The sequence below is a fragment of the Chitinophaga caeni genome (genome assembly GCF_002557795.1).
GTDB classification, from domain to species: Bacteria; Bacteroidota; Bacteroidia; order Chitinophagales; family Chitinophagaceae; genus Chitinophaga; species Chitinophaga caeni.
This window is the reverse complement of record NZ_CP023777.1, coordinates 4,302,414-4,317,435: the sequence shown is the minus strand read 5'-3', so window position 1 is coordinate 4,317,435 and position 15,022 is coordinate 4,302,414. Positions and strand designations below refer to the sequence as shown.

Annotated in this window: 13 protein-coding genes and 1 pseudogene; 10 read left to right on the top strand and 4 right to left on the bottom strand. The window is 41.2% G+C overall.

From position 1 onward, the window contains the following. Window positions 1-7: 7 nt before the first annotated feature. From COR50_RS18140 to COR50_RS18130, 3 genes are all read right to left on the bottom strand, one after another. Window positions 8-1,081, bottom strand: coding sequence for a DUF932 domain-containing protein (locus tag COR50_RS18140; protein WP_098195301.1), 1,074 nt, complete (start codon window positions 1,079-1,081; stop codon window positions 8-10). Between the two features lie 58 nt (window positions 1,082-1,139). Then, window positions 1,140-1,535, bottom strand: coding sequence for a single-stranded DNA-binding protein (locus tag COR50_RS18135; protein WP_098195300.1), 396 nt, complete (start codon window positions 1,533-1,535; stop codon window positions 1,140-1,142). Between the two features lie 887 nt (window positions 1,536-2,422). Beyond that, on the bottom strand, window positions 2,423-3,070 hold the full coding sequence (locus tag COR50_RS18130; RefSeq protein ID WP_098195299.1) for a hypothetical protein: 648 nt from the start codon (window positions 3,068-3,070) through the stop codon (window positions 2,423-2,425). Between the two features lie 1,230 nt (window positions 3,071-4,300). Here COR50_RS18130 and COR50_RS18125 point away from each other — a divergent pair. The 9 genes and pseudogenes from COR50_RS18125 to COR50_RS18085 form a co-directional block, all read left to right on the top strand. Beyond that, window positions 4,301-5,110 (top strand): annotated as a pseudogene (locus COR50_RS18125) (transposase); the annotation flags it as partial. Window positions 5,111-5,278: 168 nt separating this feature from the next. Beyond that, window positions 5,279-7,684, top strand: a complete 2,406-nt coding sequence (locus COR50_RS18120; protein ID WP_098195297.1) for an ABC transporter permease — start codon at window positions 5,279-5,281, stop codon at window positions 7,682-7,684. A gap of 96 nt (window positions 7,685-7,780) precedes the next feature. After that, a complete protein-coding gene (locus COR50_RS18115; RefSeq protein ID WP_157760984.1) occupies window positions 7,781-8,209 on the top strand; it encodes a hypothetical protein in 429 nt (142 codons plus the stop codon). Window positions 8,210-8,276: 67 nt separating this feature from the next. Further along, a complete protein-coding gene (locus tag COR50_RS18110) occupies window positions 8,277-8,813 on the top strand; it encodes a hypothetical protein (RefSeq protein WP_098195295.1) in 537 nt (178 codons plus the stop codon). 515 nt (window positions 8,814-9,328) lie between these two features. Then, entirely contained in the window at window positions 9,329-10,105 is a 777-nt protein-coding gene (locus COR50_RS18105; RefSeq protein ID WP_098195294.1) for an SDR family oxidoreductase, read from the top strand. A gap of 26 nt (window positions 10,106-10,131) precedes the next feature. Continuing rightward, window positions 10,132-10,476 (top strand): hypothetical protein, encoded by a 345-nt coding sequence (locus COR50_RS18100; protein ID WP_098195293.1) that lies wholly within the window; start codon window positions 10,132-10,134, stop codon window positions 10,474-10,476. A gap of 17 nt (window positions 10,477-10,493) precedes the next feature. Continuing rightward, entirely contained in the window at window positions 10,494-11,405 is a 912-nt protein-coding gene (locus tag COR50_RS18095; RefSeq protein WP_098195292.1) for a helix-turn-helix domain-containing protein, read from the top strand. A gap of 43 nt (window positions 11,406-11,448) precedes the next feature. After that, complete coding sequence (locus COR50_RS18090) at window positions 11,449-11,817, top strand: VOC family protein (RefSeq protein ID WP_198405695.1); 369 nt, start codon at window positions 11,449-11,451, stop codon at window positions 11,815-11,817. Window positions 11,818-11,875: 58 nt separating this feature from the next. Continuing rightward, window positions 11,876-13,201 carry a serine hydrolase domain-containing protein gene (locus tag COR50_RS18085; RefSeq protein WP_098195291.1) on the top strand — a complete coding sequence of 442 codons (1,326 nt, stop codon included), beginning with the start codon at window positions 11,876-11,878 and terminating at the stop codon, window positions 13,199-13,201. 14 nt (window positions 13,202-13,215) lie between these two features. Here the strand turns inward: COR50_RS18085 and COR50_RS18080 are convergent, their stop codons facing one another. Further along, window positions 13,216-13,968 carry an AAA family ATPase gene (locus COR50_RS18080; protein ID WP_098195290.1) on the bottom strand — a complete coding sequence of 251 codons (753 nt, stop codon included), beginning with the start codon at window positions 13,966-13,968 and terminating at the stop codon, window positions 13,216-13,218. 256 nt (window positions 13,969-14,224) lie between these two features. Here COR50_RS18080 and COR50_RS18075 point away from each other — a divergent pair, with 256 nt between their 5' ends. Then, window positions 14,225-14,977 (top strand): sulfite exporter TauE/SafE family protein, encoded by a 753-nt coding sequence (locus tag COR50_RS18075; RefSeq protein WP_098196310.1) that lies wholly within the window; start codon window positions 14,225-14,227, stop codon window positions 14,975-14,977. Window positions 14,978-15,022 lie beyond the last annotated feature (45 nt).

Sequence of the window (15,022 nt, the reverse complement as noted above, 5' to 3'; positions counted from 1 at the left end):
TAGGTGTCTAGTTAAAGTTTAAGATTTCCGCTCCGTCTGTCGCATAAGCGGCGCAGAGATCGAAGGCCTTTTGTGTCCTCGTCTGTGCAGTGCCGCCCATGACAATAGATTGCAGCTTGGCTTCGTCCGTTTTATAGCCCCTCACGTTCTGATAGTAGCCCGTTACCGCATTGTAAGCGCCGTAAACGGTTCCATTGGTCGTTTCCATTTGTTGGGTATCGCTCATCATAGCATAGGCAAAGGCATCATCCACGGTATTTTGAAATACGGCGGACACTTCATCGTCTGCGCCCTTTTTCAGTAAATCCAGTGTTTCCTTATTGGGGCAAAGGGCCAACTGTATGAGTTTGCGCACTTCGCGGTCGGTTATCCTGACCTTAGCCCACTCATTGAAAGCGCCCTCTAACTGGCCGCTTAGGGTGTTGGCAAGCCCCATTACCTTGTGGGCATCCTCCAGTCTTTGCTTCGCCCCGGCGGTATGTTTGATGCGAACGATATTGCTCATGTTGCGAAGCGAAGCATTCAGGGTATTCTGACATACGATCCGGATAGGGGTAAAAGCTGCGGTAATGCTTCCGCTGCCATCGTGGGAGGTGGTCAGGAATATGTATTTTTCTGTTACATCATCACCGTTGCCGACACGGATATAACCGGGGAGTTTTGCGGTAATAAAAATGCGTTCCCCATTACCCAATGCCCCTGCTGTCTCGTACAGGATACCATCGTCACCGCCAACAATGGCATCGAAGAAAGCAAAGGCCTCGCGGTTTTGCACGATATGGTAATCCCTGCCGACTACACCGAGGACGGTATTGTTATCGCTGCGGATATTGGCGAAATAGCCCGGAACTGCTATTTCTCTGTCCTGTATCTCTATACTGTCCCCTGTATGGATAATACCGGAGCCTTTTGTATATAGCGGGGATTTAACTACTTCGTAATCCAGCCCGGCGCACTTTATAGCTTCCTCGCTCGTGGGGTACTGTTCTACGATCTGCCCCAGGTTGTGCCATGCTTTTTGCTGCACGCTGAAAAAGGAATAACGTCCGGTTCTCTTGTTGAAATTCAGGTTGTGTCCCATGATATTTGATTTTAATAGTTTGAGAAATGATGATTGAATGATTGATTGAAGAAGGAGGTTAAAAGGGAAGATCGTCAGCTTGCTGTTGCTCATTACCGGCAGCCTGCTGTGCTACGCTGCTGTTGCTGCGTTCTCCCGTGCCTGTACCGGGGAATGAGTGCAGTTTGATCTGCGCGGTGTGGAAATTCAGGCCTGAACGGGCATTCCCGTTACCATCCACCCATGCCCTCGCGCTTACCCTCCCGGTAAGCTCTACCAATGTTCCCTTTGTCAGTAAGGCGGCTACTTTCGCACTGATCCAGTAGGCGCAATCGAAATAGGTAGTTTGCTGTACCCGTTCGCCCTGCTTATTCTTGTAGCTGTCGTTGATGGCTACGGAGAAGTTTACTACTTGTTTTTCGTTGGACAGGGTGCGTACTTCGGCATCCCTTGTTACTCTTCCGATGATGTTCATGATCTTTTTGTTTTACTTGATTGAATTTTGATTTGATTTTCGAGATTTATTCGGCAATGAGAGGAGGTGCTGTTTCGTTTCACCCTATTACCATTTCCAATGCTGTTGATCTTCATAACTGACATTTTTTTTATTCGTGTAAAGAGCCGGAGTATGCTATGTTTCGTTTCATGAGCTTAAAAGGTCCGTGTTTAGCAGCCACAAGGTTTTGGGAAATAAATACTACCCAACGGGTGGAGATTTTTTTCCAAACTTGCACTGACCTTGGGGCTGCGTGAAGAACACGGAAATACCTTTGCTCTTGAAATGGAACCAATAGCATACAGGTTCTTTGAATAAAAAAATGTGGAATCCATGAAGATGGCATTGCGCAAATGGTACCCAGTGGATCGCAATCATACTTCTAAGCTGTACCTGCTGTATGATTGCAGCCTTTTTACTGGCTGATCTGAAAAAATGATCACGTAACTTATATATGCAGAAAACCTCCGCAATGTATGCAGAGGAAAGGAGGGGTGTGAAAGGCGAAAGGGAAAAATAACAGCCCCGGTGAGTGCTTCATCGGGGCTGCTAGAAAGTAAACCGGATTTCAGGAGTGAAGAATAGAAAAGCATTCGGCTGCAATTATGGCAACCAGGGCTTTAGTATTTATTAGTAGAGCTATTACTGTACGTTATAAATTTATGCATGAATCATCATAAATCCCTTAGTAACCCGCACAGAACATTTTCACTTATTTCTTCGTGCATTTTTTTGTAGTAGATCTCAGATAAAACATGAAAAGGTATCTCTTTTACTAAAATTGACGTGTTTAAATTCTGCTCGATAGGCTTTACTTCTTCTCCACGGGTTATAATACATATATGTTTCTTAATACCTTTCAACGGCTATTGTTGCCTTCCTATAGTAACGGTTCGCTTGCCACGGACCTTTAAAACGTACTTGGCTATTTGTTCCTTTTTGTCTTCTCTAAAGTTATTATTTACTGTTGCATCATACAACACGTATAGATCACCGAGAAAAAATTCACCATCGGCTTTTCCCTTGTTACGGACGGTTGGAAATGGATGAAGGCTATTTACGCCAATAAGTTTAAGCAGGTAGTGGCAATAAAGCTCAAATAATCTCCAATCTTCGGTTTCGCCCATCTCTGCTAAAAAGCAAGGAATCAAATGATCATTAAAGTCAGGATACATTTTATTCAAATGCCATCCAATCTTAAGGTTCTTGTATTCATTTAAAATTGGAAAGGGTTGTAGGTCGGTTACAAAGAAATGAATGAGCGTAAAGTTGCTCCCATTTTTGCCCCAGGTAAACTTGCTGCTGTAGCCAATCGAGCATCCGATAACCTTTTGCTTCTCCCTTTTGATAAAAAGTGTGCGTACTGCCGCTTTTGATAATGGCTGCCTGAGTATAAGTGGATGTGTAAATGATTTCGGAAAACTGGAACGTTTTATCTCCTCCCAATGATTTTTAAAATCAGTTACCATAACGTACTTCACAGTACGTAGTACTTCTTGAATTTCGTTTTGCATAATGAGTTAACAATTTTTCTCTGAATAAAAACTGAAACTCTGTAGTAGATAGTGGTATTGCTAAAATATGTTACATTTCGTAACAAATGAACGGATATTTGTTGCAATTTTTATGAACAACATATCGGATCAAATACTGTATTGAACAAAATTGTCTAACGCTAACGGAGAAGGCTACATATTCTGCAATCTAGGCCAAAGGCTCTTCATGCCTCAGACTAAGTTGCATATCAAATACCGAATTTTACTTGGTATTCAGAATCGAGTAAAGGAAAATTTCGGAGCGGGCTGTAAATGAGATTGAGGAAGGAGTTGCAATGATCGGTCTGACCAGGGAGGCTTTGTTTCCGATTCTTCCTATGTGAACCTTAAATAGAACTTGCGCCATCAATTTTTTTGAATAATTTTGCAATAGTTTGATATGGCAGCAGAAAGCCGTATTAATAGGGAAGTTCTTTCAAGTTGTTTCAACGAGCAGCAAAATAAATCGGTTACCTTTTCGGTTACCACATAAATAGCATTTTCGGGAATTCGCTGTAGTGGCGGGTTTTGGATGCCTGGTTCGAGTCCCAGCGGGATCACTGACAACTTATAAACCTCGCGCTAGTCGCGGGGTTTTGTTTTTTAGTTGAGCGTTTAGTTGAGTTCCTTTTGTATAACCCCGATTTTTTTCCCGTACTTTATACAGGTTAATCAGCTCTTACTAAGATATGAAATATTCGTATTGAAATTTACTCCTTTTCTCGATGCAGCATCGCTCGTATATAGGAATCATTTTAAAATGAAAGCCAGTCCTGCCTTGCAGGAGGAGGAACTAAATTATTTTTTTGTAGTTTATATTTAATGGCCCCAGTTATTTAGCGGAGAGTTATTATCGACGATCTTCAGCGATATTTCTTTGTGAAATAAAAATGGGGCTGTATCATAAATAAATGATGCAGCCTATTAATTTTTCAAATTAGCCCCCATTTATCCACCTTCCAGGTGGAGAAGTATTTTGATTTTCTTGTATCCGCACCCAGAATGATTGCCTATTTTTAATGTATGGCAAGAGGAAAATCATTAATAGTGTCCTTTAAAAGTAATCACCAGCACCAGGGAATGCTTCTTCCTCCCGATCTAAGCGAGTTGGTTGGTCAAAACCACCCCGTACGAGTGGTCAACGATGTTCTGGATAAAGTAGACATAGGGCAGTTAATTTAGCAGTATAAACCAGGCGGTGCAAGTAATTATCATCCCCGAATGTTGCTGAAGGTGCTGGTTTTTGCATATATAAATAATAGATATAGTAGCCGAAAGATAGAGGAAGCTCTCCATCAGAATATAAACTTTATGTGGTTAAGCGGGATGAGTAAGCCCGATCACAATACAATTAACCGTTTCCGGGGCAAACGTCTTCAAAAATCTCTGCAACCCATCTTTACACAGGTAGTATTACTATTATGCGAAGAAGGTGTTTTGAGTTTGAAAGAGCTTTACACCGACGGCACTAAAATCGAAGCGAATGCAAACAGGTACACTTTTGTATGGGGCAACTCCATAAAAACCAATAAAGCAAAGATGCAGCAGCAGCTGAATGAATTATGGAAATACGCTCAAACTATTGCCGCCGCCGAATTAAACGATGACCATGATCCTTCCGGGTTTGATAAAATTGATAGCGAAAAAATTGAGCAAACAATAGCCACAATAAATGCGGCACTGAAGGATAAACCAATCGACAAAAAAATACGTCAGAAACTGAGCTATGCTAAGAGAAACTGGCCAACTGCATTGGAACGTTATGCTGAACAGGAAAGGATAATTGGCGATAATAGAAGCAGTTATAGCAAAACAGATGAAGCCGCCACCTTCATGCGGATGAAGGAAGATCATATCTGGGATAAATATGCCATGAAATTGACCAGAAACAGAATATGTACGACTGATACTACGTATAATCTTCCTGGCAAGGAAATACTTATGAGTATCTTAACCTGGATAATGTGGATCAGACTCCAACAGAGGAGTGTAAGGAATAATTTTTTTATGTTATTTTAAGAAATATATTAAATTTAGAGGGAAACCATTTATCAGCCCTTTCACGTTTGGCCAATATCCGTTTGTTTAAGTGTACCGTGTTATCCTGATGAAATCCGGCAGTTATTAACCGATGACTAATTCTCACCACGTTATTGCAGATGAGGTCATTTGAAAATCCTTAAAAATATGTTTGGAAACTATTTCAAAGTAGCTTGGCGGCACGTACTCAAGTACACTTTTTATTCAATGTTGAACGTGTTCGGGCTTTCATTAGGGATAGCTTTTGCCTTATTGATTGGCGGATTTGTGTGGAGTGAGTTACAGGTTAACAGAACCCTGAAAGACGCTGATAAACAGTATCTGCTTCAGAGTAAATGGACCGATCCCAATATGGGAATAGATATTACAACCTTGGGGCCGCTGTCTAAAATGCTGAAAGAACAATACCCTACTCTGGTTGATAACTATTACCGGTTCGATGGTGTTACTTCAACCGTATCCAATGGCGAGAAATACTTCAGGGAAGGATTGCAGGTGGGAGATACTACCTTCTTTTCTATGTTTGGTTTCCCGGTTGTTTGGGGGGATGTAAGAACCGCATTCGATCAGCCTAATTCAGTTGTAATTACGGCCAATAATGCTATAAAGTACTTCGGAAAAACGGATGTGGTTGGTGAAATATTAACGATCGAAAACTTTGCTGGAAGTAAACGCGATTTTACTGTGACAGCGGTATTAAAGGATCTTCCAAATAATTCGGTGACAAAATTGACACAGGGAATGGATAACGGTATATTTTTACCCGTTACCTCCCTGAGCTTTTTTGATCGTGATATGGAAAGTTGGGACAACCAGTACATTGTAAGTTACATCAAGCTCAAAAAGAATGCACGACCCCAGGATGTGGAACGTGCCATTGCGAATATTCTGCAGCAACATGCGCCAGAACAGACCAGGACTCACCTGGGTGGCTACATTACCCCACTGACAACTTATTATCTTGATAATACAAATGGATTGATCAGGAAGCTCCTGTATACGTTATCCTTTGTCGCTTTATTCATATTGTTAATGGCGATTATTAATTTCATTAATGTATCTATCAGTAAAGCTTCTGTCAGGATAAAAGAGATAGGGATAAGAAAAGCATTAGGTAGTTTAAAGGGACAGTTAAGAATCCAGTTCCTGGTAGAATCTATCATCCTGATAGCCCTGGCAACAGTATTGGCTTTAGTGTTATATACTTTAGGACGCCCGTTCTTCAGTGATGTGCTGGGCAGAAGAATTCCGAATTTGTGGCAATTCCCTATTTATCTTCAGTTGGTACCACTGGCGTTGATCGTGATAATTGGTTTTATAGCCGGAATATATCCGGCATTTGTTTTGTCCTCCCTGAATATGCTTAATTCCATTAAAGGAAAAGCAACTGTCAAGGAAAATAATACCGTCCGCAAAGCTTTGATCGGTGTACAGTTCGGTACTGCCATCGTGGTGCTGGTATGTGCCATTGTGATTTCTCAGCAGATAATGTTCTTTTTTGGTAACGACATAGGTTATAACAGGGAGCTTATCCTTTCAGCACCGTTACCCAGAGATTGGTCAGAACGAGGCGTGCAGCGCATCGAAATGATACGAAATGAATTTGCGAAAATGCCCGAAGTTAAAGAGGTTTCCCTGTCATATGAAATACCAGATGGAAACAACAGATCCAGCTTTCAGGTGTACAGAATGGGAGAGGATGCCTCAAGAGCAATTTCCGTGCAGACGCTTAATACAGACGAAAAATATGCATCTACTTACCAGATCCCAATGCAATCAGGTGTGTTTTTTCAAAAGCCTAATGAAAACTATGATTCATCGAGGATAGTTTTAAATGCAACCGCTGTAAGAGCTTTAGGCTGGAAGAATGCGGACGAGGCCATCGGCCAGCAGCTGCAAATAAAAGGATATAACAATGTATTTACGGTATACGGCGTAACGACCGACTTTCATTTCGGCTCTATGCAGGATGTTATACCACCCTTTGTATTTATACATGTTAAATATCAAAAGGAATACAGATATTTGTCTTTCAAACTTAAACCAGGAGATATGAGCGGTACCATTAATAAGCTTCAGCGTAAGTGGTCATCGCTGCTGCCCGGATCTGCCTTTGAGTATAATTTCATGGATGATATTTTGCAAAAAATGTATCAAACAGAGATACAGCTAAAGCGAGCTGCTTTCGCTGCAACCATACTTGCACTTGTGATCGTATTGCTGGGTGTATTTGGCCTTGTATCATTAAGCGTCTATAAGAGAATGAAAGAAATCGGTATCCGGCAGGCAATGGGAGCTTCTATAGTAGATATTGTGCTGCTGTTTTTAAAGGAGTATGTAATTATCATACTCTTTGCAATAATAGTAGCGTCTCCATTTGGTTATTATATAATGAAACAATGGCTACAAGCCTACGCCTACAGAATAGATATTACACTACAGCCATTTATACTGTCCGCTGCTTTAATTACACTTATCACTGTGATTTTAATAAGTTATCAGACCTTTAAAATGACGATAACTACACCTATGAAAGCCTTGCGCGCAGATTAATAAGTAAACCATTAATCTGCTAAAGATTATTAATAGAACATGAAGGGAATCTATTTTTATTTATTTAGCGTAAGTAAAACCTTTAAAACTCATCCCATGAATCCCAAATTACGGATCATCCTGTTATCCATTACGGTCTTGTCGGCCAATAGTTGCAAAAAAGCGAAACCCCAAGTCGTAAGCATTATTGTATTCGAGCAAGCATCCAATAAAGTTGAGCCGCAGGACCTGAGCATGAAAACGATGCGTACTTATAAAAGAGCCGTGACAACAGATACCGGTATTGTAAACATGGTACGAAGAGCCGAGCATCCCGATGGTATCGTTATATGGAAGGGTGAATTTTACGGCGCTTTCGTCCTTGATAATGGCGATACTTCGATGGTTTATTTCCAGGAAATGGGTGGAGGCGTGTTCGTTTATAATGGAAAGATGTACCATTTTAGAGATAAAGCGGCAAGGGACAAATGGAAGGGTGCGGTATATAGCCTTTTAGAGGAAGCTACTACTAGCTACAAGCGGTAGTGCCGTATGAATATATCCTCAAAATTTTGTTATCTTTATTATTATTCAACATCCTATACCTTATCTCATGACCCCGGAGGAATTAAAAAAGACTTATTCGAGTTTATCAACTAGCCACTTATTAGAAGTAGTTGATAGCAAATTTGAATACACGGAATTAGCAGTAAGCATCGCTTTGGCTGAGCTTGCTACCCGAAACGTTTCAGAAGAGGAAATTAGGGATTACAAGCATGAGCAAATAGAAAAAGTGGATTCTTTTATAAAAAAGAATATTTATGAGGACTTAAATATATTCCAAAAGATTTGGTTCTATTTTATGTGGATTCCCGTTATAAATTTTATCACCAAGATGAATTTCAGGGATGCGGGCGCTGTGCTTAAAATTAAGCAAGCTAATTATTATTCTTGGTGCGGCTTTATTTTCTGTGCCGCATCCGCAATCATTGCTATTTCTTTTGACCCTTTGAATGAATGGCTCATTTATTTGTTTTGGATATTAGGATTTGTCATTACTACTGCTTTCGATGAAACTGTGAATAGGAAAAGACAAATTGAAAAGTTAGAGGCGATGTTTGAAAAATCCAAAGTGATAGAAGAAATTTAAATGCGATCTTTTACCTATTACTATTTAAGCCTTAATAGGATAGTGTCATGAAATTATAATTATCATCTTATTCATGATAATAATACCTGTTTCCTCCAAGTTCTTATCCTGTTTCCCTTACATTCCCCGGGCAATATTTCCATCCAACCATCGCTCCAACTCATATGAATCTCTTGAAGCGTCCCTTCAGACTCATTTATAAATCGTACTAAATAATCGGCTTTAATCTTTTAAAGTGATCAACTGGTATATTCCCCCGATTTGTCTTGACAGATCAAGAAATTTTTAATCAGGTGATTTATCGGGGTGAAAATAATTTTCTCGAATAGCGGTATCGTTGCTTTGAATGAATTTTAATTAACAACTTAGTTTATTGTCTTTTTCTTGAGCTGGTAGGATTTGTCCGGAGAGTAGTATATACCTGGAAATAGCCCCTTTATACTACATTATCCATCCTTTTGGCTACAATGGTTGTTACAAAGGATCGGAACTTTGAATATCTAAAAGGTTAAAAAATGAATTTACGAAATAATACCATCCTCATTACAGGCGGAACCAGCGGCTTCGGCTTTGATTTCGCTTCAAAATTAATTACTTTAGGGAATACCGTTATCATTACGGGCAGGAACCTGGAGAAATTGCGAAAAGCAAAGCTACAGTTACCTCCTGTTCATATTTATCAAAGTGATGTGAGTAAGCCGGAGGATATTACCCGGTTATTCAATGATGTTACCGCGCGGTTTCCCGGTTTAAACATCTTGATTAACAACGCCGGTGAAATGCGTAAAATCAGCTTGCACCATCAACATGATTTAGAGGATATCACCCGCGAGGTTGAAATCAACCTGATGGGACCTGTCAGGATGGTGCAGCAATTTTTGCCGCACTTGGAAAAACAGCCGGAAGCTGCCATTGTTAACGTAACTTCGGGTATAGCTTTAGGGGCTTTCCCGCTTTCGCCCATTTACAGTGCGAGTAAATCCGGCTTAAGGGCTTATACCCAGTCCCTGAGGGTGCAGTTGAAAAATACCGGCATCAAAGTGTTCGAGTTGTTGGCGCCGGGTTCTACAACTTCGTTGAACGATAAATTCATGGGCGAAGATGGTTTTAGCACCAGGTTCATGATGGCGCCGGAAAAAGTGGTGGATGCCGCCTTGAAAGGTATTGAGCGTGACAAGGATGAGATATTGCCGGGGGCATCCAAGCTGTTAAAGGTTTTGTCAAGGCTTGCTCCTAAATTGGCTTTGGCGCAGGCAAGCAAAATCGGCGCTTCTTACATGTATGGAAAGTAAATATTATTATCCAATGAATCAATCCGATGAGAATTGTTGCTATAATACTACTCTTGGTTTCCGCATTCCTAAGCGTGAAGCATGGTTGGGATGCTTTCCGTCCCGCGAACGTGGAACAATCTAAAATGATCGCTGATTTGGGAATCAGCAGCAGTGTTTTGCCTTATTTCGGGGTATTCTCGATTATTATAGGCTTGATGTTGTTTTTCCCGCAAACCTTTTTCACCGGGAATTTGCTACAAGCGATTACGATCGTATTGATCATGGCTTTGGCGCTTCGCGGGGGGCATTATAAGATCGCTTTGATAGAAATCCCTTTCCTGCTCATGCCTTTGCTGCTGATCTGGTTAAAATACCCATTTAAATTTTAGATAAAAATTTCTACTCGATGCCTGCTAGCACTCCGTATAGAATTAAAAGTATCAAGGAAGCCTACCTGTTATCCGGCAGCCAAGATAAACCGCATCACCCTTTAATTGGTATGATCGATTTAAAAGGGATGAGGAATGATTCTGGAATCGATGCCGTTATCGTGGACTTTTACGCCGTTTCCCTAAAAAGGGGCTGTGATAAGCTCTTATACGGTCAGCAGAAATATGATTTCGATGAAGGCGTGATGGGATTCCTGGCGCCCGGCCAAATATTGAGGGGCGAAGATGGTAAAGTTCCTGGAAACCTGGAAGGTTGGATGCTGCTCATCCATCCCGACTTTTTATGGAATACCGCTTTGGCAAAGAAAATTAAGCAATACGATTATTTTGGCTATCATGCCAATGAAGCTTTGTTTCTTTCTGACAAGGAGGAGGGTATGATCAATACGATAATTGATAACATAAAGAATGAATATCAAGCGAATATTGACAAGTTTAGCCAAGATGTGATCATCGCCCAATTGGATTTATTATTTACCTATGGGCAACGTTTCTACGAAAGGCAGTTTATTACCCGGAAAATTAGTAACAACAGGGTTTTAGAGCGACTGGAAGCATGGCTGGAAAATTATTATAATGATGATGCTATGACCTCCAAAGGCTTGCCTAGCGTGCAGAGCCTGGCTGATGCATTACATTTATCTAAGAAATACCTCGGTAGTTTATTAAAGCAGCTTACCGGGATGACGACCCAGCAGCATATCCATGAAAAGCTAATCGAGAAGGCTAAAGAAAAGTTGTCCGGCTCCGGGGCTACTGTTAGCGAGATCGCCTATGAGCTCGGTTTTGAACATTCACAATCATTCAATAAATTTTTTAAGGCTAAAACGAAGCAAACGCCATTGGAGTTCCGGGAAAAGTTTAATTGATATTTAGAAATGTAATGGTCTTTCTATAAAATGATTTGTTAGTATGAAACTTACCGCAATACGTCCCATGCTTTATACGCGAGAACTGGACACTACAATTCTGTTCTACGTAGAAACGTTAGGATTCACCTTGGCTGAAAGGAACGATGATTGGGGATGGGCTTCCTTGTACAAGGATGAAGTAGCAATGATGCTGGCGGTGCCAAATGAACATACGGTCTTTGAAAAAGCCATGTTTACAGGCAGTTTTTATTTTAATACGGATGATGTAGAGGCGCTTTGGAACCAGTTAAAAGATAAAGTGAAGATTTGCTATCCGATCGAAACCTTCGAGTGGGAAATGCGTGAGTTTGCTATTTATGATAATAACGGTTATATCCTGCAATTTGGTCAGAATATGGAATCTAGGTAAATATTATACTAAATTCGCAATTCGATGGGGGCTTTCCCCGGCCATATAAGAAATCAATATGAGGAAAACAGTAGGTTTACTTACAATCATAGCCAGCTTCATTTCGAATGGAATGGTTTTCGGGCAACAAAAACTGGATGCTTACTTTGAACATTTATTCAAGAACAGGAAGTTCATGGGAAGCGTGGCCGTTTCTTATCATGACAGTATTATTTATAGCAAGTCGGTTGGTTACGCAGATGTTGATGCCGAAAGAAAAATTGACGGCAATACGAAATTTCGGATCGCTTCTATTACGAAAACATTTACAGCGGTATTGGTATTGAAAGCCGTTGAAGAGCAGAAATTGCACCTGGACGATAAACTCAGCCTTTATTATCCCGAGGTGAAGAATGCAGCGAAAATTAGTATTGAACAAATGCTGAATCACCGCTCCGGCATATTTAATTTTACGGAAAAGCCCGGAGAAGACCAGTGGCAGCAACATCCGCATACGGAGCAGGAGTTTGTCGATTTTTTTGTAAACGAGCCTGCCAGTTTTGAACCGGGCACCAGTTATGCGTATAGCAATACAAACTACGCTTTACTAGGCTTTATCCTGGAAAAGATCTACCATAAGAGTTATGCGGAGTTACTGGATGAGAAAATATGCCAACCGCTTCACCTCGTCAATACTTATTACAGTTTTGAAGTCGATTCGGCTAAAGATGAGGCGCTTTCTTATAATATCCAGGATCGCTATATAAGAAATTCGCGTGTCAATTTCTCAAACCATCCCGGCAGTGGCGGCATTGCTTCCAATGCGGTAGATCTGAACAAGTTTTTATTTGCCCTTTTTAACGGGAAACTTATTAGCCCGGGGAGCCTGGCCAAAATGCTTCCCATGGATAAAGGTGAATATGGACTGGGCATCGAGAAGCTCTCTTTTAATAGTCCCGAAGGCTTCGGCCATAGCGGTAGGCTCGAAAATTATATTTCAGACTACTGGTATTTTCCGAAGGAAAACCTCGGTATCGTAACATTGGCAAATGCAACAAATATTGATACGGATGATATCGGTGTGGTATTGGTTAAATATGCCTATGGATCTATGCCGGAATTACCGGATTTTAATAATGTTCCCGGGCTTTCGCATGAAGTGTTTGATAGTATCAGGGGTACTTACTACCTGGAGCAGCCCAAATCGACCATTACTATTTCCTCGGATGGACGTAACCTGGTATTTCAGGATTCCAGGTCGGGGCAGGATTTCGTTCCCTTCGAATATGACGGGAATAATGCTTTCCATTTCGGGGACATCAAGTTACAGTTCTTCCCGGCCAAGAGGGAAGTAGAATTGGAGCAGGACGGCATAAAAGTCACTTACAAATCCGGAACCAGGTAGCGGTTTGAAGATGCTCAATTAACCCGGCTCAATGGTCCTTCATCTATATTGAATGCCCGTTCCTGTTGTGATTCGAGTTGGGCAATCAAGGATGACTTCACTTGTGTCATCGCGGTATCCTTGGCTTCTGCATACGAGATATCGTAGGAACGATCGATGTCTTGCAGCGCTGGGGGGAACCTGCTCAACAGCTCGTCATAATATGCGTCTAACTGCTCCCGTGCCGGCATTTGATACCCGATTCTTAATTGGAACCGCCTCAACAAAGCATGATCGATCACTTCTATATGATTCGTAGCAGCTATCAACAGCGAATTACCCGGAAAATAATCAATGAGCTGTAACAAGGTATTGACCAGGCGTTTCATTTCCCCGACATCGGTATCGTCCATGGCGCGTGATTTCCCAATATGATCAAATTCATCGAGGAATAATACCGCTTTCTCCCTGGCGGCTTTGTCAAATACGAGTTTGAGGTTTTGCGCGGTTTCCCCGATCTTCGAGCAAACGATGTTGCTAAGGTTCAACACGAGCAAAGGTTTCTTGAGCGCCTGTGCAATCGCCTTGGCAGTCATTGTCTTGCCGCAACCGGAGCTACCGTGTAAAAACAGTTTATTGTTAACGGGAAGCCCGTATTTAGATAATTCTTCGATATATTGATGCTCTTTCAGCAATGCTGAAATATCCTTGCGGTTATGATCGCTCAACCGCAGATCTTCCAATAAAGTTGGTTCCTTCTCATTTATTACGAGATCCAAGATGTTCATGATCCTAACTTATTTTTCGTGGTAACCGGTCACGGTGAAACATAATTCTGCTGCAAGCTAATAAACTTAAAACAGATCCTGAAAATATTGACGGTTTTGAATGGTTTTATATGGATAAAGTTTTGATAATAATTAATTTACATATTTTCCTGTTTGCTTAAAATATTTACGCGCACATCTTTGTTTAAAGTAATATAGAACCGGAATGCGTTAAAAATGAGTATCTTGTATAGGAGGATTCTTTAAAAATTTGCCGGTGGAACATTGGGAAATCGTATTTTTCTTTTTAACAGTAGCTTTTGTTTATTCTTCGGTGGGCTTTGGCGGGGGAAGTAGTTATCTCGCGATATTAGCCATGTATAGTTTCCCTTACCAGGAAATCCGTTTAACCGCGCTGGTTTGTAACGTGGTGGTCGTGGCTGGAAGTGTTACGATGTATGTTAGGAAGAACCAGGTAAATTGGAGAAAGATTTTACCGGTAACGGTATTAAGTGTTCCCATGGCCTACCTGGGCGCAACGGTGAAGATTAGCCAAACTACTTTTTTCCAGGTTTTGGGGGTTACCTTGGTGCTGGCGTCGATCCTGTTGTGGCTGAAAACAAGCAATCAGGATACCGTGGCATCTTCCGTGGATGATAAAAATGCCGGGCTTGTAAAAAATAGCTTGCTCGGTGGTGGTATCGGCTTTTTATCGGGTATGGTTGGCATTGGCGGGGGAATTTTCTTGTCGCCGTTACTGAACTTGATGAAATGGGATACGCCCAGGAAGATTGCTGCTACCTCGAGTGTTTTTATCCTGGTTAATTCTATTTCGGGCATTATGGGACAGTTGACAAAATTGTCGGGCAAAATGGATTATTCAAAAATAATCTACCTGGGACTGGCGGTATTCATAGGCGGCCAACTCGGTTCCAGGATGTCATTGAAATGGAATCCCTTAGTTATTAAGAGAATTACTGCCGTATTGGTATTTGCTGCGGGTGTGAACGTGCTGATCAAGCATTGGTAAATTAATTGAACTTTTGAAGGGGATGATTTTTTTCATTGAAAATAT